General features: G+C 67.7%; 17 protein-coding genes and 1 pseudogene. 10 read left to right on the top strand and 8 right to left on the bottom strand.

Going from position 1 to position 16,872, the window contains the following annotated elements:
• Position 1: 1 nt before the first annotated feature.
• From C2R22_RS14910 to C2R22_RS14905, 3 genes are all read right to left on the bottom strand, one after another.
• A complete protein-coding gene (locus C2R22_RS14910) occupies positions 2-838 on the bottom strand; it encodes an aldo/keto reductase (RefSeq protein ID WP_103426461.1) in 837 nt (278 codons plus the stop codon).
• A 251-nt stretch (positions 839-1,089) separates the two neighbouring features.
• Positions 1,090-1,260 (bottom strand): hypothetical protein, encoded by a 171-nt coding sequence (locus C2R22_RS25155; protein WP_162562515.1) that lies wholly within the window; start codon positions 1,258-1,260, stop codon positions 1,090-1,092.
• 311 nt (positions 1,261-1,571) lie between these two features.
• The gene (locus tag C2R22_RS14905) at positions 1,572-2,957 is read right to left on the bottom strand and encodes an NAD-dependent succinate-semialdehyde dehydrogenase (protein ID WP_281259290.1); all 1,386 of its coding nucleotides are present in this window, start codon (positions 2,955-2,957) and stop codon (positions 1,572-1,574) included.
• Positions 2,958-3,466: 509 nt separating this feature from the next.
• On the opposite strand from C2R22_RS14905, the gene C2R22_RS14900 reads away from it, so the two are divergent.
• The gene (locus tag C2R22_RS14900) at positions 3,467-3,964 is read left to right on the top strand and encodes a GNAT family N-acetyltransferase (protein ID WP_103426459.1); all 498 of its coding nucleotides are present in this window, start codon (positions 3,467-3,469) and stop codon (positions 3,962-3,964) included.
• A 77-nt stretch (positions 3,965-4,041) separates the two neighbouring features.
• Here the strand turns inward: C2R22_RS14900 and C2R22_RS14895 are convergent, their stop codons facing one another.
• On the bottom strand, positions 4,042-4,629 hold the full coding sequence (locus C2R22_RS14895; protein ID WP_216824741.1) for a hypothetical protein: 588 nt from the start codon (positions 4,627-4,629) through the stop codon (positions 4,042-4,044).
• A gap of 200 nt (positions 4,630-4,829) precedes the next feature.
• On the opposite strand from C2R22_RS14895, the gene C2R22_RS14890 reads away from it, so the two are divergent.
• Entirely contained in the window at positions 4,830-5,843 is a 1,014-nt protein-coding gene (locus tag C2R22_RS14890; RefSeq protein ID WP_103426458.1) for a DUF7544 domain-containing protein, read from the top strand.
• Between the two features lie 65 nt (positions 5,844-5,908).
• Here C2R22_RS14890 and C2R22_RS14885 read toward each other — a convergent pair whose 3' ends face one another.
• Positions 5,909-8,164 (bottom strand): NADP-dependent malic enzyme, encoded by a 2,256-nt coding sequence (locus C2R22_RS14885; protein ID WP_103426457.1) that lies wholly within the window; start codon positions 8,162-8,164, stop codon positions 5,909-5,911.
• A gap of 100 nt (positions 8,165-8,264) precedes the next feature.
• On the opposite strand from C2R22_RS14885, the gene C2R22_RS14880 reads away from it, so the two are divergent.
• Positions 8,265-8,702 carry a universal stress protein gene (locus C2R22_RS14880; RefSeq protein WP_103427695.1) on the top strand — a complete coding sequence of 146 codons (438 nt, stop codon included), beginning with the start codon at positions 8,265-8,267 and terminating at the stop codon, positions 8,700-8,702.
• Here C2R22_RS14880 and C2R22_RS14875 read toward each other — a convergent pair.
• On the bottom strand, positions 8,671-9,063 hold the full coding sequence (locus C2R22_RS14875) for a VanZ family protein (protein ID WP_103426456.1): 393 nt from the start codon (positions 9,061-9,063) through the stop codon (positions 8,671-8,673). The two genes, C2R22_RS14880 and C2R22_RS14875, sit on opposite strands and share 32 nt — an antisense overlap.
• A 109-nt stretch (positions 9,064-9,172) precedes the next feature.
• Between C2R22_RS14875 and C2R22_RS14870 the strand changes: the two genes are divergently transcribed.
• On the top strand, positions 9,173-10,150 hold the full coding sequence (locus C2R22_RS14870; RefSeq protein WP_216824851.1) for an aldo/keto reductase: 978 nt from the start codon (positions 9,173-9,175) through the stop codon (positions 10,148-10,150).
• A gap of 254 nt (positions 10,151-10,404) precedes the next feature.
• Here C2R22_RS14870 and aglF read toward each other — a convergent pair whose 3' ends face one another.
• A complete protein-coding gene (aglF, locus tag C2R22_RS14865) occupies positions 10,405-11,136 on the bottom strand; it encodes a UTP--glucose-1-phosphate uridylyltransferase AglF (protein WP_103426454.1) in 732 nt (243 codons plus the stop codon).
• 300 nt (positions 11,137-11,436) lie between these two features.
• Between aglF and C2R22_RS14860 the strand changes: the two genes are divergently transcribed.
• From C2R22_RS14860 to C2R22_RS14840, 5 genes and pseudogenes are all read left to right on the top strand, one after another.
• Positions 11,437-11,670, top strand: a complete 234-nt coding sequence (locus C2R22_RS14860) for a hypothetical protein (RefSeq protein ID WP_103426453.1) — start codon at positions 11,437-11,439, stop codon at positions 11,668-11,670.
• A gap of 118 nt (positions 11,671-11,788) precedes the next feature.
• On the top strand, positions 11,789-12,970 hold the full coding sequence (locus tag C2R22_RS14855; RefSeq protein WP_103426452.1) for a hypothetical protein: 1,182 nt from the start codon (positions 11,789-11,791) through the stop codon (positions 12,968-12,970).
• 76 nt (positions 12,971-13,046) lie between these two features.
• Positions 13,047-13,468: pseudogene (locus tag C2R22_RS14850) on the top strand (zinc ribbon domain-containing protein).
• Between the two features lie 144 nt (positions 13,469-13,612).
• A complete protein-coding gene (locus C2R22_RS14845) occupies positions 13,613-15,052 on the top strand; it encodes an MATE family efflux transporter (protein ID WP_103426451.1) in 1,440 nt (479 codons plus the stop codon).
• Between the two features lie 45 nt (positions 15,053-15,097).
• Positions 15,098-15,433, top strand: coding sequence for a hypothetical protein (locus C2R22_RS14840; RefSeq protein ID WP_103426450.1), 336 nt, complete (start codon positions 15,098-15,100; stop codon positions 15,431-15,433).
• Between the two features lie 121 nt (positions 15,434-15,554).
• Here C2R22_RS14840 and C2R22_RS14835 read toward each other — a convergent pair whose 3' ends face one another.
• Positions 15,555-15,833 (bottom strand): PadR family transcriptional regulator, encoded by a 279-nt coding sequence (locus tag C2R22_RS14835; protein WP_103426449.1) that lies wholly within the window; start codon positions 15,831-15,833, stop codon positions 15,555-15,557.
• Positions 15,834-16,147: 314 nt separating this feature from the next.
• On the opposite strand from C2R22_RS14835, the gene C2R22_RS14830 reads away from it, so the two are divergent.
• Positions 16,148-16,711, top strand: a complete 564-nt coding sequence (locus tag C2R22_RS14830; protein ID WP_162562514.1) for a DUF7344 domain-containing protein — start codon at positions 16,148-16,150, stop codon at positions 16,709-16,711.
• Positions 16,712-16,872 lie beyond the last annotated feature (161 nt).

Genomic DNA, 16,872 nt, shown 5'->3' with positions numbered 1-16,872 from the left:
GTCACTGGTGGATGCCGTACGTGTCGCCCGACCAGTCGCGCGCAGGCGTGTCGTACACCGGGTAGTCCCGGTCGCGCCCGTCGAGACGCTCGCGGTCCGCCGCGTCCAGTTCCCAGTCGACGTCCAGGTTCTGCCGGACGTGCTCCGGCGAGGAGGACTTCGGCAGGACGACGATGTCGTGGTCGAGCGCCCACCGGAGGACGACCTGCGCCGGGGACTTCTCGTACTCGTCCGCGAGTTCCTGTACGACCTCGTCCTCGAAGATTTCGGTCCGCGCCAGCGGTGCGGCCGCCTCGATGACCGTCTCGGACTCGCGACAGTAGTCGACGAGGTTCGGTCGCTGCAGCCACGGGTGGTACTCGATCTGGTTCACCGCGATGGGGACGTCGCTGACGTGGTGGGCGCAGCTGAGTTGGTAGGCGCTGAAGTTCGACACGCCCACGTTGCGGACGAGCCCGCGGTCGTGTAGCGTCGCCATCGCGTCCAGCGACTCCCGGAGCGAGATGGCGGGATTGGGCCAGTGGATGAGGTACAGGTCGAGGTAATCCGTCCCGAGCCGAGAGAGCGACGCCTCGCACGACTCGACGAGCGAGTCGTAGTTGAGGTTCTTCGCGAGCACCTTCGAGGTGAGAAAGAGGTCGTCGCGGTCGTACTCGCCGAGCACCTCGCCGATTTCGGACTCGTTCCGGTAGCCCTCCGCCGTGTCGATGTGGGTGTAGCCGGCGTCGAGCGCGGCGCGGACGCTCTCTTTGACCGTGTCGCCGTCGAGTTTCCAGGTTCCGAGACCCAGTTCGGGGACGTCGTCGCCGCTCGGGAGCGTGTGTGTGCCTACTGTCATGTGGGTGTTCGTTACCAGCGACCCCGGGTTGAAGCTGTGGGTAGGAGCAGTCTCCGTTGTCCGTGTGCGTCACTCGGTTCTGGGCCGAGGCGTCGCGGTCGACGCAGGTCGGCGCTCCGAGTCCATCGCATCGCATCGCGTTCGCGGTCGAACGTGTCGCCGCGGGAGAGCGGGCGAGCGTTCCCGACACGGTCGAACCGTAACCGACGAAAGAACGCAGCGAACGACGGGAACCGGGGGACTGACGCGCGTTAGTCGGCGTCGGCGCCCTGCGGTAGTTCGTCGACCCTCTCCGGGTGCTCCGTCTCGACGTGGCGGTACACCTGGTGCACCTCCATCTCGGGAGCGGTCTTGACGTCCTCCTTCGAGACGTCCGGTTCGAAGTCACAGAACGGACATTCGCGAGGTGGGTCGTCAGTCATGGCTGGGCCTCGGCTAGGGGTTTGAGACGGAAAAACGCCGCCCTCCTCCCTCGCCGCGGCGTGCGGTTACGGCACTGAGGTGGCCTCTCGACGGAGCCGACACCTCTGTGGCTGTGCGTGATATTTTCACCGGTTTTAGCTCCTCTGTCGACAGCTTTCGGTGAAAACCGTCGCGGAAAGTGCTCGGGGCGGTACCGGAGTGGACGGCCAGCGAGCCGGTCTCTCGCGGCCGTCGTGAACCGGCCCGTTGTGGGTCCTCAGCCGGTCTCTCGCGGCCGTCGTGAACCGGCCCGTTGTGGGTCCTCAGCCGGTCACTCGACCCAGATGGTCTTCTTGTTCACGAACTCGGTGATACCGACCTCCGAGAGTTCCCGGCCGTAGCCGGAGTCGCCGATGCCGCCGAAGGGGACCCGCGGGTCGGACTTCGTCAGCTGGTTGACGTAGGTACAGCCGGCTTCGATCCGGTGAGCGACCCGTTCGCCGCGCTCGCGGTCCTCGGTCCAGACGCTCGCGCCGAGACCGAACTCGGTGTCGTTGGCCGTCTCGATGGCCGCCTCCTCGTCCTCGGCGCGGAACACCGCGGCGACCGGCCCGAACAGTTCCTCGTCGTCGGCCGGGCAGCCCTCGGGGATATCGGTCAGTACCGTCGGCGGGTAGAACGCGCCCTCCCGGTTCAGCGGCTCCCCGCCCGTGACGAGCGTCGCGCCCGCCTCGACGCTCGCGGTCACCTGCCCGTGGAGCTCTTCCATCAGTTCTTCTCGGGCCTGTGGCCCCATGTCCGTCTCCTCGTCGGTCGGGTCGCCGACGACGAACGACTCCATCTCGTCGACGAACCGGTCGAGAAAGTCGTCGTACACGTCGTCGTGGACGATGAACCGCTTGGCCGCGATGCAGGACTGCCCGCCGTTCTGGTTTCGCGCCTGCGCGCCCACCTCGACGGCCGCGTCGAGGTCCGCGTCGTCGAGGACGACGAAGGGGTCCGACCCGCCGAGTTCGAGGACGGTCTTCTTCAGTTCCTCTCCTGCCGTCGAGGCGACGGCGCGGCCGGCGGGCCCGCTCCCGGTGAGCGTCGCCGCCTTCACGCGGTCGTCCCGGAGGATGTCGTCGATCAGGTCCGACGGCGCGAGCAGCGACTGGAAGACGCCGTCGGGGTAGCCGGCCTCGCGGAACACCTCCTCGATGGCCTCCGCACAGCCCGGGACGTTCGAGGCGTGCTTGAGGACCCCGACGTTGCCGGCGGTGAGATACGGCGCCGCGAACCGGAACACCTGCCAGAAGGGAAAGTTCCACGGCATCACCGCCAGCACCGTCCCCAGGGGCTCGTAGCTGGTCTTGACGGTCGTCCCCGGCGGGCTGGGATGGTGGTCGTCACCCAGATACGCCGAGGCGTGTTCGGCGTAGTGGTCACAGACCCACGCGCACTTCTGTACCTCCGAGCGCGCCTGCGAGATGGGCTTGCCCATCTCCTCGGTCATCAGGCGGGCGTACCGCTCCTCGTTCTCGCGCAGGACGTCCGCGGCGTCGGCGAGGAGCGTCTCGCGCTCGCGTAGCGGCCGGTGTCGCCACGACTCGTACGCGGTCTCAGCGCGGTCGAGGGCGTCTCGAACGTCGGATTCCGTCGCGTCTTCGTACGACTCGATTCGTCGACCAGTAGCGGGGTTGATTGCGTCCATGGTGTCGCTGTCTTCGGGGTGTATCGTCTCCGGCGGTCGGTCACGTTCGCTCGCGTCCCGGAGCTGAATTCGGCCTCCGGCGGCGCACTCGCACGCGACCGAACCCAGTACGAGCGTCGAGTGGGTAACTGATAACCCTTACCTCGGGGGTCGGGATGGTTCGCGGTTATACGCCGGTCCGAATCGACTTACACTACTCGGTTGCATGGGAAAGTACGGCCCGTCGGACCGTTTGCCTGTGGAAAGCGAATTTCATTACTTATTGATAGTCGACCGACACACCAGGTCCGTCCGCGACGACCGACCGGAACAGTCCGCCCGCCCGACGCCACGCTTCACATCCGAGCGGGCGTGACGACGTTCGGAGGCCCGCGGTGTAACGGGTCTCAGGCTCCTCGAAACCTCGGCGATGTAGGCGATGGCGGCGAGGCCGAGTCACGGACGAGTGGTAGCGGAAGTGGCGTCCGGAGACGGCGCGGGCGACGTGGGCCTCACCTCAAGGGTTTTGTGGACCCGATGCCGCTCTCTACCGGATGAGCGCGTACGAACTGCAACGAGGATACGTTCCCGGGGTGATCGGTCGGCTGACCGACCTCCACGCGCGGTACTACGGCGACCTCTGGGAACTCGGCCCGCAGTTCGAGGCGGACATTGCCGACGGCATCGCCGAGTTCGTCGCCCGGTACGACCCAGCGCGCGACGGACTGTGGACGGTCGTCGACGGCGACGACCGCGTGCTGGGCGGCATCGTCGTCGACGGCCGGGCCGTCGGCGCGGAGGGCGCGCAGGTGCGGTACTTCATCCTCGCCCCGTCGCTTCACGGTCGCGGACTCGGCCGTGACCTCCTCGACGCCGCGATGGCCTTCTGTCGACGACAGGGGTACGACCGGGTGTTCCTCTGGACGGTCGACGAACTCGAAGCCGCCGTCCACCTGTATCGCGAGTTCGGGTTCGCGGCGACCGACGAACGGGACCCTCACACCGACTGGGAGACGACGGTCCCCTACCGACTGTACGAGCGGCACCTCTGAGTTCGAGTCCGACGTTCGTCGCTCGACACGCCGTGCTTCAGGCGCGACGTTCGTCGCTCACCGCTCGGCGACCGGAGTCAGTTCGACGTCGGCGAAGTCGTCGTCGCAGTCGACGTCGTGTTCGTCCCGTCTCCCCCGCCAGTCGCGGCCTCCGTCTGCTGTCCCTGCTGGGACTGCTGTGCTTGCTGTCTCGCCTGCTCGAACGTCGCCGCGGAGAGGAGGGCGTTCACGGCGTCGAACGACAGGGTGTCGAGAATCGTCGCCGCGGGTCCCTCGACGAGGAAGACGCCGAACTGCTCGACGCTGTCGACGATACTGAGCGACTCCGTCGACTCCGCACGTTCTCTGAACGACGTCACGGCGTCCGAGAGGAGTTCCTGCTGTGCCGTCTGGTACTGCTGTTGGGCCTCGGACCGGGAGATGTTCCCCGAACGGAGTTCCGAGGAAATCTCCTGCTGGCGCTGCTGGAGCGCCTGCTGGTCGGCCCGGAGCGCGACGGTCGCTTGCCGACTCGCTCCCGACGAGGGGGCGTCCCCGGTTTCAGACTCCGTCGTCTGTGCCTGCGGCGCGGCGTCGTCCTGGAGGGCGCTACAGCCTGCGAGCGAGAACGCGGTGCCGGTCCCGGCGAGTTCGAGGAACCGACGGCGGCCTGTGTCGAAGTCCATCCCCTAGACCCTGCGGACGACGGCGGAAAACGACACCGAAACACCGAGCACCGCTCAGTCGGTACCGTGACAGCGCGCTGTGACACCGGCGACCAGGCGAAGCAGTTTTGTTACATTGTTGTGACGTCTTCGGTGCGTATGCCCGACAGAGGTCCCCTCCACCCGAGCGAACAGTTCCGGCGACACCAGGGGGTGTCGCCGTGACGCTCTACGCCCTCGACGACATCGAGGACGCCATCGACGCGACGAGAGCGTTCCTCTGGCCGTTCCAGCGGGGTCGGTGGCTCCGACTCGCCGTCGTCGTCTTCTTCGCCGGCGGTGCCGGCGGCTTCAATCCGTTCCAGTTCACGGGGAGCGGCACCCCCAGCACGTCCGACGGCCCGACGTCTCCGCCGTCGACCGCTCCCGACCTCCCCTCGCTGGGCGGCCCCGAGATAGCCATCATCGCGACTATCGCCGTCGTCCTCCTCTTGCTCTTCCTGGGCTTTCTCTTCGTGGGGTCGGTCATGGAGTTCGTCTTCGTCCGGTCGCTCCGCGAAGAGGAGGTCACTCTCAGGGGGTACTGGCGCGACCACTGGCGACAGGGCGCTCGCCTGTTCGGCTTCCGACTCGTCCTCACGCTCCTCACCCTCGGTCTCGTCGTCGGCGTCCTCGCCGCCGTCTTCGCTCCGCTCGTCCTGGGCGGGAACGTCGCCGCGCTCGGCCTGCTCGTCGTCGCCATCCCCGTTCTGATCCTCGTCGCGCTCGTCGGCGGTCTCCTGAACGGCTTCACCACGATGTTCGTCGTCCCGGTGATGCTCCTCGAAGAGCGCGGCGTCATCGCCTCGTGGCGGCGCTTCTGGTCCACGCTGAGAGGGCAGTGGAAGCAGTATCTGGCGTACCTGTTCATGTCCATCGTGTTGAACCTCGCGGGCGGCATCCTCACCGGCTTAGTGTTGCTGGTCGCCGCCCTGGTCGTCGGCATTCCCCTCGCCCTCCTCGGCCTCGGCGGCGGCGCACTCCTGTCGGTGTCTCACCTCGCGGGGTGGACCGTCATCGGCGTCGCCGTCGCCGCGTTCGTCGTCGCGATGTTCGTCCTCGCGCTGCTCGTCGCCGTGCCCGTCCAGACGTTCCTCCGCTACTACGCCCTCCTCGTCCTCGGCGACACGAACGAGACGTTCGACGCGATTCCCGAGCGGCGGCGCGCGCTCCGAGAACCGGAGCCAGAGGGCTGACTCCACGACCAGCTTTTCCGGTCGCTCGCGGCGCTCGCTCCCGCAAAACCTGAACCCAAACGACCCTACTCGCCCTGCGCGTCGACCACCGCAACCCCGGCGAGGTTGACGATGTCCTTCACCTCGTCGCCGCGCTGCATGACGTGGACGGGTTTGTCCATCCCGACGAGCATCGGGCCGATGGCCTCCGCGCCGCCGAGGCGCTGGAGCAGTTTGTAGCCGATGTTCCCCGCCTCCAGGTTCGGAAAGACGAGGACGTTGGCGGGGCCGTCGAGTTCGGCGAACTCGTAGGTGCCGGTGAGCATCTCCTCGACGAGTGCGGTGTCGGCCTGCATCTCGCCGTCCACCGGGAACCCCACCGACGGGTCGTCGTGGAGCATCCGCACCGCCTCGCGCGGCTTGCGGACGCCCTGGTTGTCGACGCTGCCGAAATCCGAGTACGACAGGAGGGCCGCGCGGGGTTCGACGTTGAAGCTCCGGGCCAACTCGGCGGTGTGTCTCGTCACCTCGGCGAGCACCTCCTCGTTCGGGTCGAGGTTCACCGTCGCGTCCGCGCAGAAGACGACCCGGTTCTTGAACGTCAGCGCGTAGACACCGGCGGCGTAGTCGGCGTCCTCGGCGGTCCCGATGACCTGCAGCGGGGGCCGAAGCGCCGACGGGTAGTGGTTGGTGCGCCCGGTGAGCATCGCGTCGGCGTCGTCCAGCGCGACCATCACGCTCGCGAAGTAGTTCGAGTCCCCGTGGACGAGTTCGCTCGCTTCGGTCCGGGTGAGCCCCTTGCGCTGGCGGAGTTCGTACAGGTGGTCGGCGTAGCGCTCCCACTCGCTCTCCTCGGGGTCGGTGACCGTCGGCTCGAACTCCAGTCCGAGTTCGGCGACCGTCCGACGGATGACCTCCTCGCGCCCGACGAGCACCGGTTCGGCGATGCCCTCCTCGACCATCCGGTTCGCCGCCCGGATCATCTTCTCGTCCTCGCCCTCGGCGAGCGCGACGCGCTTCGGGTCGGACTTCGCCTTGTTGAGGACGACCCGCATCATCTCCCGTGACGTGCCGAGTCGGGCTTCGAGTTCCTCCCGGTACGCGTCGAGGTCGAGTTCTCTCCTGGCCGCGCCGCTGTCCATCGCCGCCCGCGCGACGGCGGGCGTCACCTCGTAGAGGACCCGCTGGTCCAGCGGCTTCGGGATGAGGTAGTCGGGACCGAACCGCAGGGGCTGGTCGCCGTACGCCTTCACGACGGCGTCGGGGACGTCCTGCCGCGCGAGTTCGGCCAGCGCCTCCGCGGCGGCGCGTTTCATCTCCTCGTTTATCTCGGTCGCCCGGGCGTCGAGCGCGCCGCGGAAGATAAAGGGGAAGCCCAGCACGTTGTTCACCTGGTTCGGGTCGTCCGAGCGACCGGTGGCCACGACGACGGTGTCGTCGCGCGCGTCTTTGGCGTCCTCGTACGCGATTTCGGGCTCCGGGTTGGCCATCGCGAAGACGACGGGGTCGTCGGCCATCGAGCGGACCATCTCCTGGGAGACGATACCGCCCACCGAGAGGCCGACGAACACGTCCGCGCCCTCGATGGCGTCGGCGAGGTCACCGTCGTCGACGCCGCGGGCGAACGGCTCGGCGTACTCGCTCAGTTCCCCGGCGTCGGCGCGGGACGCCGAGAGAATCCCGTCGACGTCGCACATCGTGATGTTCTCGCGGGGGATACCGAGCGAGACGTAGAACCGTGCGGTCGCCGTCGCGGCGGCGCCCGCCCCCGCGAACGTGACCGTGAGTTCCGAGAGGTCCTTGCCGACGATGTCGACGGCGTTCAGCAGGGCGGCCCCGGAGATGATGGCCGTGCCGTGCTGGTCGTCGTGGAACACCGGAATCGAGAGTTCGTCGCGGAGCGCCGATTCGACCTCGAAACAGTCCGGGGCCGCGATGTCTTCGAGATTGATGCCGCCGAACGTCGGTTCCATCGCCGCGACGGTGCGGACGAACGCCTCCGGGTCGTCGATGTCGAGTTCGACGTCGAACACGTCGATGTCGGCGAAGCGTTTGAACAGTACGCCCTTCCCCTCCATCACCGGTTTCGACGCCTGCGCGCCGATGTCGCCCAGCCCCAGCACGGCCGAACCGTTCGAGACGACGCCGACGAGGTTCCCCTTCGCGGTGTAGTCGTACGCGAGCGCCTCGGACTCGGCGATGTCACGACACGGCGCGGCCACGCCGGGCGAGTACGCCAGCGAGAGGTCGCGCTGGGTGTTCGTCGGCTTGGTCGTCGCTATCTCCACCTTGCCCGGCGGGTCGCGACGGTGATACTCCCGTGCGTCGTCTTCGAGCGTCATCGGTCGGGGCCTCGTCGTGCGGGCAGGTAGCCCCTTCGTTCCCCGCAGAACGGACCAACACTGATTGGGCGTCGCCCTCTCCGTTGAGGAGCGCGTCGCCATGTACCATCGCATCCTCCTCCCCACCGACGGTAGCGAGGCATCGCTCGCCGCGCTCGACCACGCGCTCGACCTCACAGGGCGGTTCGATGCCGCCCTCGACGTCCTGTACGTGGTCGACACCGGCGCGCTCCCGCTCGACGCACACAGCCGAGCGCTCTTCGACGCTGCCGACCAGGCGGCGAGAGGCACCGTCGCCGACATGGTCGACCGGGCGGAACGACGCGGGGTCGAACGCGTGACCGGCGAGGTCCGCGAAGGGTCACCGTCCGAAGTCGTCCTCGACTACGCCGCCGACCACGACGTGGACCTCGTCGTCATGGGGACACACGCCCGGACGGGCGTCGAGCGCTACCTCCTCGGGAGCGTGACCGAACGGGTCCTCAGAGCCTCGCCGGTACCCGTTCTCACCGTTCGGGGACCGAGCGAGTCGGACTGACGCGCCGGTACCACACCGACGCGGCGACCACCGCTCCGACGAACCCCGCGACGACGTCGCCGGTTTCACCCATCCGGCCGGGGACGTACGTCTGGAGCCGTGCCGTGAGGAGGCTGTGCGCCGTCGAGACGCACACCGCGAGCACCGCGCTTTCGCCGCGAGAGCGTCGACTTCCGTCGAACGCGTCGGCGAGGACCACCACGTAGCCCGCGTGCCCGAGCAGGTGGAGGAGTTTGTCCGGTCCCACCCACTCCCAGCCGGGATGACGTTCGAGCGGCGAGGGGACGAGCGACGCGACGAGGAGGACGAGGGTGACCCCGACGGCACGCAACCGGTCGTCGTCGGGGCGGCGACGGGTCATACGCTCGCTACCCGCTCTGGGCTCTTTGCTGTCGTGGTCGGGTCAGCCAGCCCGAGCGCGCACCCTTTTGAGCCGCGCCCCCGTCGACTCTCGTATGACCGACGTCGACATGGCGTACACCCGGCTCGGACGAACCGGTCTCGAAGTCTCGCGGCTCTGTCTCGGCTGTATGAACTTCGGCTCCGCCCGGGAGTGGATGCTCGACGACCGTGACCGGTCGATCGACCTCGTCCGTGAAGCGCTCGATTCGGGCGTGAATTTCCTCGATACGGCCAACGCCTACTCCCGCGGGGAGTCGGAAGAGATAGTGGGCGAGGCCATCGAGAGCTACGACCGCGAGGAACTCGTCCTCGCGACGAAGGTGTACTTCCCGATGGGGGAGGGACCGAACAAGTCCGGGCTCTCACGGAAACACATCCTCGACCAGGTGGAGAACTCCCTCGACCGCCTCGGGACCGACTACATCGACCTCTACCAGATCCACCGGTGGGACCCGGACGTCGAAATCGAGGAGACGCTCTCCGCGCTCGACTCTCTCGTCGAGTCCGGGAAGGTCCGCTACCTCGGCGCGTCGACCATGTCGGCGTACCAGTTCACGAGGGCGCTGTACACCGCGGACGTCGAGGGGTACGAGCGCTTCGCCTGCATGCAACCCGAGTACAACGCGGTCGACCGACACGAGGAGGCGAACCTCCTGCCGGTGTGTGCGGGCGAGGGCGTCGGCGTCATTCCGTGGTCGCCGCTCGCCGGTGGGTTCCTCGCGGGGAAGTACGACCGCGACGCCGAGGTCCCGGAAGGAAGCCGAGCCGAGACCGACGACTACACCGAGAACCGCTTCACCGACGAGAACTGGGACGTCCTCGACGCCGTCCGCGAGGTAGCCGCGGAGGTCGACGCCACGCCCGCGCAGGTGTCGCTCGCGTGGCTCCTCCACAAGGAAGTCGTCGACGCTCCCATCGTCGGACCCCGCACCGAACGGCACCTCCGGGAAAACCTCCAGGCCGTGGAATTGGACCTCACCGACGAGCAACTCGACCGAATCGAGGCCCCGAAGACGCCGCGGTGGCCCGCGCCGGGGAAGGACTGAACGAGGCTCGCCTCCCGGGGCGAGTCGAGAGGAGAAGTGAGTCGGCAGGGTGATGCCGAGCGAGGACGGCGCGTGGTGCCGAACGATGCATGGTCGTCGTCGAAACGGAGCCGTTTCGCGCGCACCCGGTGACCGTCCTCGTCCGAGACGTCGAGGACGGGAGTGGTAAACGTTCGCCCTCGGCTATCAGGTCTGGTGATGGGCGCGAGCGACGGACTCGGTCGGTCTCGCCCGTCCGTCGCCGCTGCGTGAACCTACTCCGCCTCTTCCTCGCGCGCCTCTTTCAGCCGCTTTTCGGCCTCGTCGCGGTCCTCGGGGTAGCCGATGTCCATCCGCCACCCCTCCAGTTTGATGGCGTCGATGGTCCGGCCCGACCGAATCAGCAGGTCGATGGCCTCGCTGATCTCGTACTCGCCGCGGTTCGACGGCTGGACGAGGTGACAGGCGTGGAAGATGGCGGGCGTGAACGTGTAGAAGCCGGTCATCACCAGGTTCGACGGCGGGTCCTCGGGCTTCTCGATGACCTCGACTATCTCGCCGTACTTGTTGGTGTCACAGACGCCGTATCGGGACGCTTCCTCCCACGGCACCTCCTCGACGAGGAACGCCGCGTCGGCGCGGTCTTCCTGCTGGCGCCGGACGACGTCCTTGAGGTTCGCGCTGAAGACGTTGTCGCCGAGGATGAGCATGAAGTCGTCGTCGATGTACTCCTCGACGGTCAACAGCGCGTGGGCCAACCCCTTCTGCTCGCGCTGGTGGGCGTACGTGATCGGGATCCCCTCGTACTCGTCACCGTAGTACTGGATGATCTTCTCTTTCATGTAGCCGACCACGATGACGAACTCCTCCGCACCGAGGTCGATGAGCTTGTTCAGACAGTGGGTGAGGATCGGCTCCCCGTCGACTTCGACCATCCCCTTCGGCTTGTCGTCGGTGAGTGGTCGCAGACGAGTCCCCTTTCCCGCAGCGAGTACGACGGCTTTCATCGGCTATCGTATCCCGCCCACACCCTATCAATCTCATGATTGATTGACGACACCGCGCGGGCGGCCTCCCACTCACCTCACGACGGGTCCGGAGTGCTCAAGAGCGCTCTATTCGTGTTCCCGCGCACGCGTGGAGCGCACCGCAGAGAACCCGCTCGTCTCGACTGCGGACCCGACGACAGGATGTCAGTACCTCTCCAGTCGAACCGGACTACACACGCTCAATACTCGCCGAACGGGCCACCTCCCGACGGTGCGTGGACAAGGGTTTTGCGTGGCCACCCGAAGACGACGGTGACGATGCCGACCGACGAGGGGCCCGACCACGTCGACCCGCCCATCCGTGACGACCTGTTCGCCAGCGAGGACGCGGACCTCGCGAGCGCCCTCTCCGACGTCGACGACGTCGACCTCGCCGCGGAACTGGTGAGCCTGGCGGACGGTCTCACGCTCGACGACGCGCTGGACCGGGTCGGGGAGGAACCGGACCGGGTTCGTGCCGACATCGTCCGGGCTCGGACGGGCGTCCAGTAACCCCGAACCCGTTCGGGGGCGGACTGACCACCGGCCGGGCACAACGTTCGAGTGAGGCTCGTGCGTTCGAACGACGCACGCCCCGCGCGTCCGAGCGACGGACGGGGGTGTTGACGACATGGCTCCCGAAACCATCTCCCGATGGGCACGACGGTACGCGCTCGTCAGCGTCTCGTTCCTCCTCCTCTGGCAACTCGCCTCCGTGCTCGGCGTCCCTCGCCGTACCGAGGTGACGCTGGCCGTCTACGGCTTCGTCTTCCCGATGGTGTTCGGCAAGGCGTACTCGCTGGTGCCGACGTACTTCGACCGCACGCTGGCGTTCCCGCGCGCGCCAGCGGTCGGACTCCCGTTCGTCGTCGTCGGCGCGGGCGGTCTCGCCGCGGGGACGCTTTCGGGAACCCCCTCGTGGCTCGCATCGACCGGCGCGCTCGCGTGGGCGGTCGGTGTCGCGGTCTTCCTCGGGACGCTCGGCTGGACCGTCCGGCACGACCCGACCGGTCGCGCCACCGCGACCGGCGAGCACAACGCCGACCGTCGCCCGGTCGACCGCGTGGCGAACGCCTTCGTCCCCGTCGCGTTCGCGTACCTCCTCGTCGGGACGTCCGCGACGCTCGGACTCCACACCGGCTTGCCACCCCTCCTCGACGGCTACCCGCCGCGCGTGACACATCTCCTGGCCGCGGGTGCGGCGGGCCTGCTCGTGTTCGCCCTCGGTTTTCGCCTCCTGCCGCGCTTCTTCGGCGCGCCCCTCCCGCGCTCGCTCGCCGTCGCGACGCTTCTCCCCGGTGCGCTCGCGCCGGGACTCCTCGCCACGCGACTCCTCGATGCCGGTCGCTGGTTCCGAGCCGGTGCCCTCCTCGAAGCCGGTGCAGTCTGTGGGTTCGCGCTCGCCGTCGCGCTGCTCGCTCGCCGCTCGTCCCGCCGGCGCGTCGGACTCTCGACCGTCCTCGTCGCCGCGGGGTTCGGCGTTCTCGGCGTCGCGTTCGGGCTGTGGTTCGCCTTCGAGGCGCCCTCGGCCGCGCTCGTCCGCGCACACCTCCGGGTGAACCTCCTCGGCTTTCTGGGACTGACCGTCGTCGGCCTCGCGTACCAGTTCTATCCGCCCGCCGTGGGCGACCTGCCCGGCTCCTCCGACTCCACTGCCCGCGTCTCGGTGCTCGCGCTCTCGGGCGGCCTCCTCGCGCAGGTCGGTGGACTCACGCTCCGGGTGCCGACCGCGACGACGCTCGGTGAGTGGCTGGCGCTCTGTGGCGCGCTCTGTTACGCGTACCTGCTCGCCGCGGCGTTCCTCGCGCGGTAGGGCACGGTGGCCGGACCCGCGTCGTGGTACCCCGTCCTCCCGAACAGCTATGTCGGTCCGGCGAGGACCCCCAGATATGTCTTCGCCCTCCAGCGAGTCGCCAAGCCGGGAGCGTGGCCCCGACGAACGGTTCTGTCGAGACTGTGGCGCGGTCATCGCTGAGGCCGCCGAAATCTGCCCACACTGCGGTGTGCGCCAGCGCGACCCCCGAAGTCGTCGGTCGAATCGGCGCTCGACGACCTCTTCGAGGGCGGCAATCCGTTCGTCGCGGCGCTCCTCTCGGCGCTGTTCCCGGGCCTCGGCCAACTGTACAACCGCGAACTCGAACGCGGCCTCGCGTTCATCGTCGGGAGCATGCTCGCGCTGCTGTCGGCGCTCGCGCTCGTCGGCTTCGTCCTCTACCCGGCCGTCTGGGTCTACTCCATCTACGACGCGTACACGCGCGCCGAACGAGTCGTCTCCGACGACGATTCGGAGATGGAGTCGGAATCGGCGTAGCTCCCCGTCGCGACGACTGCGTCCCCCGCCTCGTCGACAGGGCGTTGGGCTGACGTTCGGGTCCGTACTGTGTCTCCCAGCGGCCGATCCGACGGCCGACTCACGGATGACAACCGGTTTAGTTCCCCTCGCTAACAGCCTGTCGTGAGTGCCCTCCACCGATTCGCGGCCCTCGTCGCCGGCGTTCTCGCCCGCCTCGGCGTCATCGAGGAGTCGCGGCTCCGCGAGACGACCGACCTCGCGTGGCCGCGCATCCTCACGGGCTTCGCCATCATGTCGAAACGGACGGTCGACCTGGCGGTCGTCGGCCTCGCCCTCGGTCCGACCGCCGTCGCGGGACTCACGGTCGCGAACGCCTACTGGACCGCCGGCAAGTTCGCCTTCATCGGGCTGGCCGGCGGCACCATCGCGCTCGTCTCACAGAACTACGGCGGCGGCGACTCCCCCCGGGCCGCCCGGGCCGTCGAGGCCAGCCTCCTCGTCGCCGGTGCCGCCTCGGTGCCGCTCGTCGCGCTCTACGTGTTCGGCGCGCGCCCGCTCGTCGAACTGCTCGGGAACGACGCGCGGACGCTCACCTACGGCGCGACGTACCTCGCGATCATCGCGCCCGGCCTCCTGTTCGAGGCGGTCAACCTCGTCGCGTCGCGGACGTACGCTGGCGTCGGCGACACCCTGACGCCGATGGTGCTGCGGGCGACGGGCGCCGTGCTCAACATCGTCCTCAGCGCGGGGCTCGTCCTCGGCCTCGGCTACGGCGTCGCGGGGGCCGCCATCGGAACGACGCTCTCGACCGTCGTCGTCGCCGTCGCCTTCTCGTGGGGGATGACCGGCCGCACGTACTGGCGGCGTGGCGAGTCGGGCGGTGCCAGCCCGATTCCGGTGCGGTTCGACGCGCTCCCCGACCGCGATCTCCTCGCACAGCTCGTCTCCATCTCGACACCGCTCGTCGCGCGCCGCATCGCGCAGGCCGCCGTCGTCTTCCCACTCTTGGCGCTCGCGGCCGCATTCGGCCCGCTCGTCGTCGCCGCCATCGGCGTCTCCCGACAGGTCCGCGCGCTCTTGGACAGCTTCGGGTGGGGCTTCTCCATCGCGAGTTCGACCCTCGTCGGCCAGTCGCTCGGTCGCGGCGACGAGGCCACCGCGGCGGCGTACGGCTGGGAGATCACGAAGCTCTCCGCGCTCGTCTACGTCTCGGTCGCCCTCTGCGTGCTCGTCTTCGCCGAACCCATCGCCCGGGTGTTCGTCGACGGCGAGGGGTTGGCGACGACAGCGCGGTTCGTCCGCGTCGCCGCCGTGAGCGTCGTCGCGCTCGGCATCGACGGCTCCGTCACCGGCACGCTGCGGGGTGCCGGCGACACGCGCGTCCCGTTCGTCGCGACGCTCGTCGGACTCTATCTCGTCGCGCTTCCCCTCGCGTGGCTCGGCACTGTGACCGCGTGGGGCGTGTTCGGCCTCATGGCCGCGCTCGTCGCCGAGACGCTCGTTCCGATGGTCGTGAACTACGGCCGGTTCCACGCGGGCACGTGGAAGGCGGTGAGCCGCGAGTACCGGCCCGACCGGGGCGAATCGATCGGACAGGACTGAGTCGCTTTCTGACGGCTTATCCGTCTCCGCCGCCAATCCGTCGCCGTGTCCCTGTGGGGTGTCCACGTCGGCGTCGCGGGTATCGTGACGGTACTGGTCCTGTTCGCCCTCGCACCCGGCCACAGGTATCGTGGGGTCGTCGTCGCGGCGAGCAGCCTCTGGGCGGTCCTCCCCGACTTCCACCACGCGCTCGTGTGGTTCCCGGCGCTCCAGACGGACTGGCGGGCGCTCCACGACTCCGCGCTCGCGAACCTGTTCTGGCTGCACCGCGTCATCGACCGCGCGGACCCCGGCGACAGGGTCGTCTACTCGCTGGCCATGTGGGGGCTGTTCCTCGCCGTCGTCGCCAGCACCGAACTCGCGATTCGTCGCCGCCGCTGACGAGGCGTGTTCGGAGGGGGAGAGGCCCGAAAAGAAATCGGGGCAGTGCCGTGAGAAACGGATGCCCGACCGCCGTTTCGTCGGTCGCCGCGGCGGTCGGCTGCTCACTCGCCGGCCGACGTCAATCGAGGAATTCGACCATGCGGTTCTCCCACGCGCGTCGCTCGCGCAGTAGCTCTAGCCCTTCCTCTGTGATCTCGTAGTAGTTCGTCCGTCTGTCGAGTTGCCCCTTCGAGACGAGCGAACGGTTTACGAGTGTGTCGAGGTTCGGATAGAGTCGGCCGTGGTTGACCTCGCCGACGTCCTCCTCGAAGAGCTCTTTGACGGCTTGGCCGGACGGTCGGTCGAGTGAGGCGATGACGTACAGCAGGTCGCGTTGGAATCCAGTAAGCTCGAACATCCGCTGGCTTACCTAACAGGGGGACCCTCTTTGTTAACTTCCGAACTACGAAGATAATTGATATTTAGTACCGGAAATCGTGGGCGTGTTTTGCTCCGTATCCGAGCCGTGGTCGGGTGTGGTCGAGTCCACTACAGAACGACTGTGTGGCGCAACAGCCGCCGCTCGCCGTCCCGCGTTCCCACCTCCGAAAAGGTCAGTTAACCTTGATTGTGTGTCGAAAATGTATATATAACCCGGACGAACCGGGCTAATACATCCGTAACAAAGTGGACCGGACGTGTGGACACGGGTATCGCATCCACGAGAGACCGATGATGTCGGACACACGCTATCTCGATATCGAGGCGCTGTGTAACGGGAGTGTGCGTGACGAGGTGTTCACGCTCCTGAGCAACAGCCGGCGCCGCTCCGTTCTCTACGTCCTGTATCGGTCCGACGGCGACTTCGACTTCTCCGACCTCGTCTCGGAAGTCGCCTCCTGCGAGACGGGGCGCCCGCCCGACGAACTCGACGACGAGGTGACCCAGAGCATGTACATCTCGCTGTACCAGACACACCTCCCGAAGCTCACCGAGTTCGGCCTCGTCGAGTACGACGACGACGAGCGAATCATCTCGCTGACGTCGCGTGCGCGCGAGGCTGTCGTCTCCTCGGAACAGCTCCGGTCCCCGAGGTGGAACCGGTACTACGCAGTCCTCCTCGTCGGAGGGGTCCTCGCGGGAGGGTCGGCCTGGCTGTTGAACGGTGCCGCCACGTGGCGGCTGGTCTCGATATTCGTCCTCACCGGCCTCTTCGGCGTCGTGTTCGCTCACACCCAGTCGGTGAGGAGCTTCGAGGACGACGGTTCGTACCTCTCGCTCGACGACCTCACCTGACTCCTCGCTTCGTGCGTAGTTTCCGTCGCTCGCCGGCCACGAAACCACGTGACGGCTGTCGATCTCTCGAACCGGTCACAGAAAACACCTTTCGAAGAAAGTATGTAAAAACATAATATATTTAATTTTGAACTTATTTTACACGCAAGTTAAAACACGAG

Origin of the sequence: Salinigranum rubrum (assembly GCF_002906575.1) — an archaeon.
Classification (GTDB): domain Archaea; phylum Halobacteriota; class Halobacteria; order Halobacteriales; family Haloferacaceae; genus Salinigranum; species Salinigranum rubrum.
This window is presented reverse-complemented; position numbering and strand designations above follow the sequence as displayed.

Coding starts and splice junctions, on each gene's coding strand:
- C2R22_RS14910 (WP_103426461.1), bottom strand. CDS start 838: ATGACAGTAGGCACACACACGCTCCCGAGCGGCGACGACGTCCCCGAA.
- C2R22_RS25155 (WP_162562515.1), bottom strand. CDS start 1,260: ATGACTGACGACCCACCTCGCGAATGTCCGTTCTGTGACTTCGAACCG.
- C2R22_RS14900 (WP_103426459.1), top strand. CDS start 3,467: ATGAGCGCGTACGAACTGCAACGAGGATACGTTCCCGGGGTGATCGGT.
- C2R22_RS14895 (WP_216824741.1), bottom strand. CDS start 4,629: ATGGACTTCGACACAGGCCGCCGTCGGTTCCTCGAACTCGCCGGGACC.
- C2R22_RS14885 (WP_103426457.1), bottom strand. CDS start 8,164: ATGACGCTCGAAGACGACGCACGGGAGTATCACCGTCGCGACCCGCCG.
- C2R22_RS14880 (WP_103427695.1), top strand. CDS start 8,265: ATGTACCATCGCATCCTCCTCCCCACCGACGGTAGCGAGGCATCGCTC.
- C2R22_RS14875 (WP_103426456.1), bottom strand. CDS start 9,063: ATGACCCGTCGCCGCCCCGACGACGACCGGTTGCGTGCCGTCGGGGTC.
- C2R22_RS14870 (WP_216824851.1), top strand. CDS start 9,173: ATGGCGTACACCCGGCTCGGACGAACCGGTCTCGAAGTCTCGCGGCTC.
- aglF (WP_103426454.1), bottom strand. CDS start 11,136: ATGAAAGCCGTCGTACTCGCTGCGGGAAAGGGGACTCGTCTGCGACCA.
- C2R22_RS14860 (WP_103426453.1), top strand. CDS start 11,437: ATGCCGACCGACGAGGGGCCCGACCACGTCGACCCGCCCATCCGTGAC.
- C2R22_RS14855 (WP_103426452.1), top strand. CDS start 11,789: ATGGCTCCCGAAACCATCTCCCGATGGGCACGACGGTACGCGCTCGTC.
- C2R22_RS14835 (WP_103426449.1), bottom strand. CDS start 15,833: ATGTTCGAGCTTACTGGATTCCAACGCGACCTGCTGTACGTCATCGCC.
- C2R22_RS14830 (WP_162562514.1), top strand. CDS start 16,148: ATGATGTCGGACACACGCTATCTCGATATCGAGGCGCTGTGTAACGGG.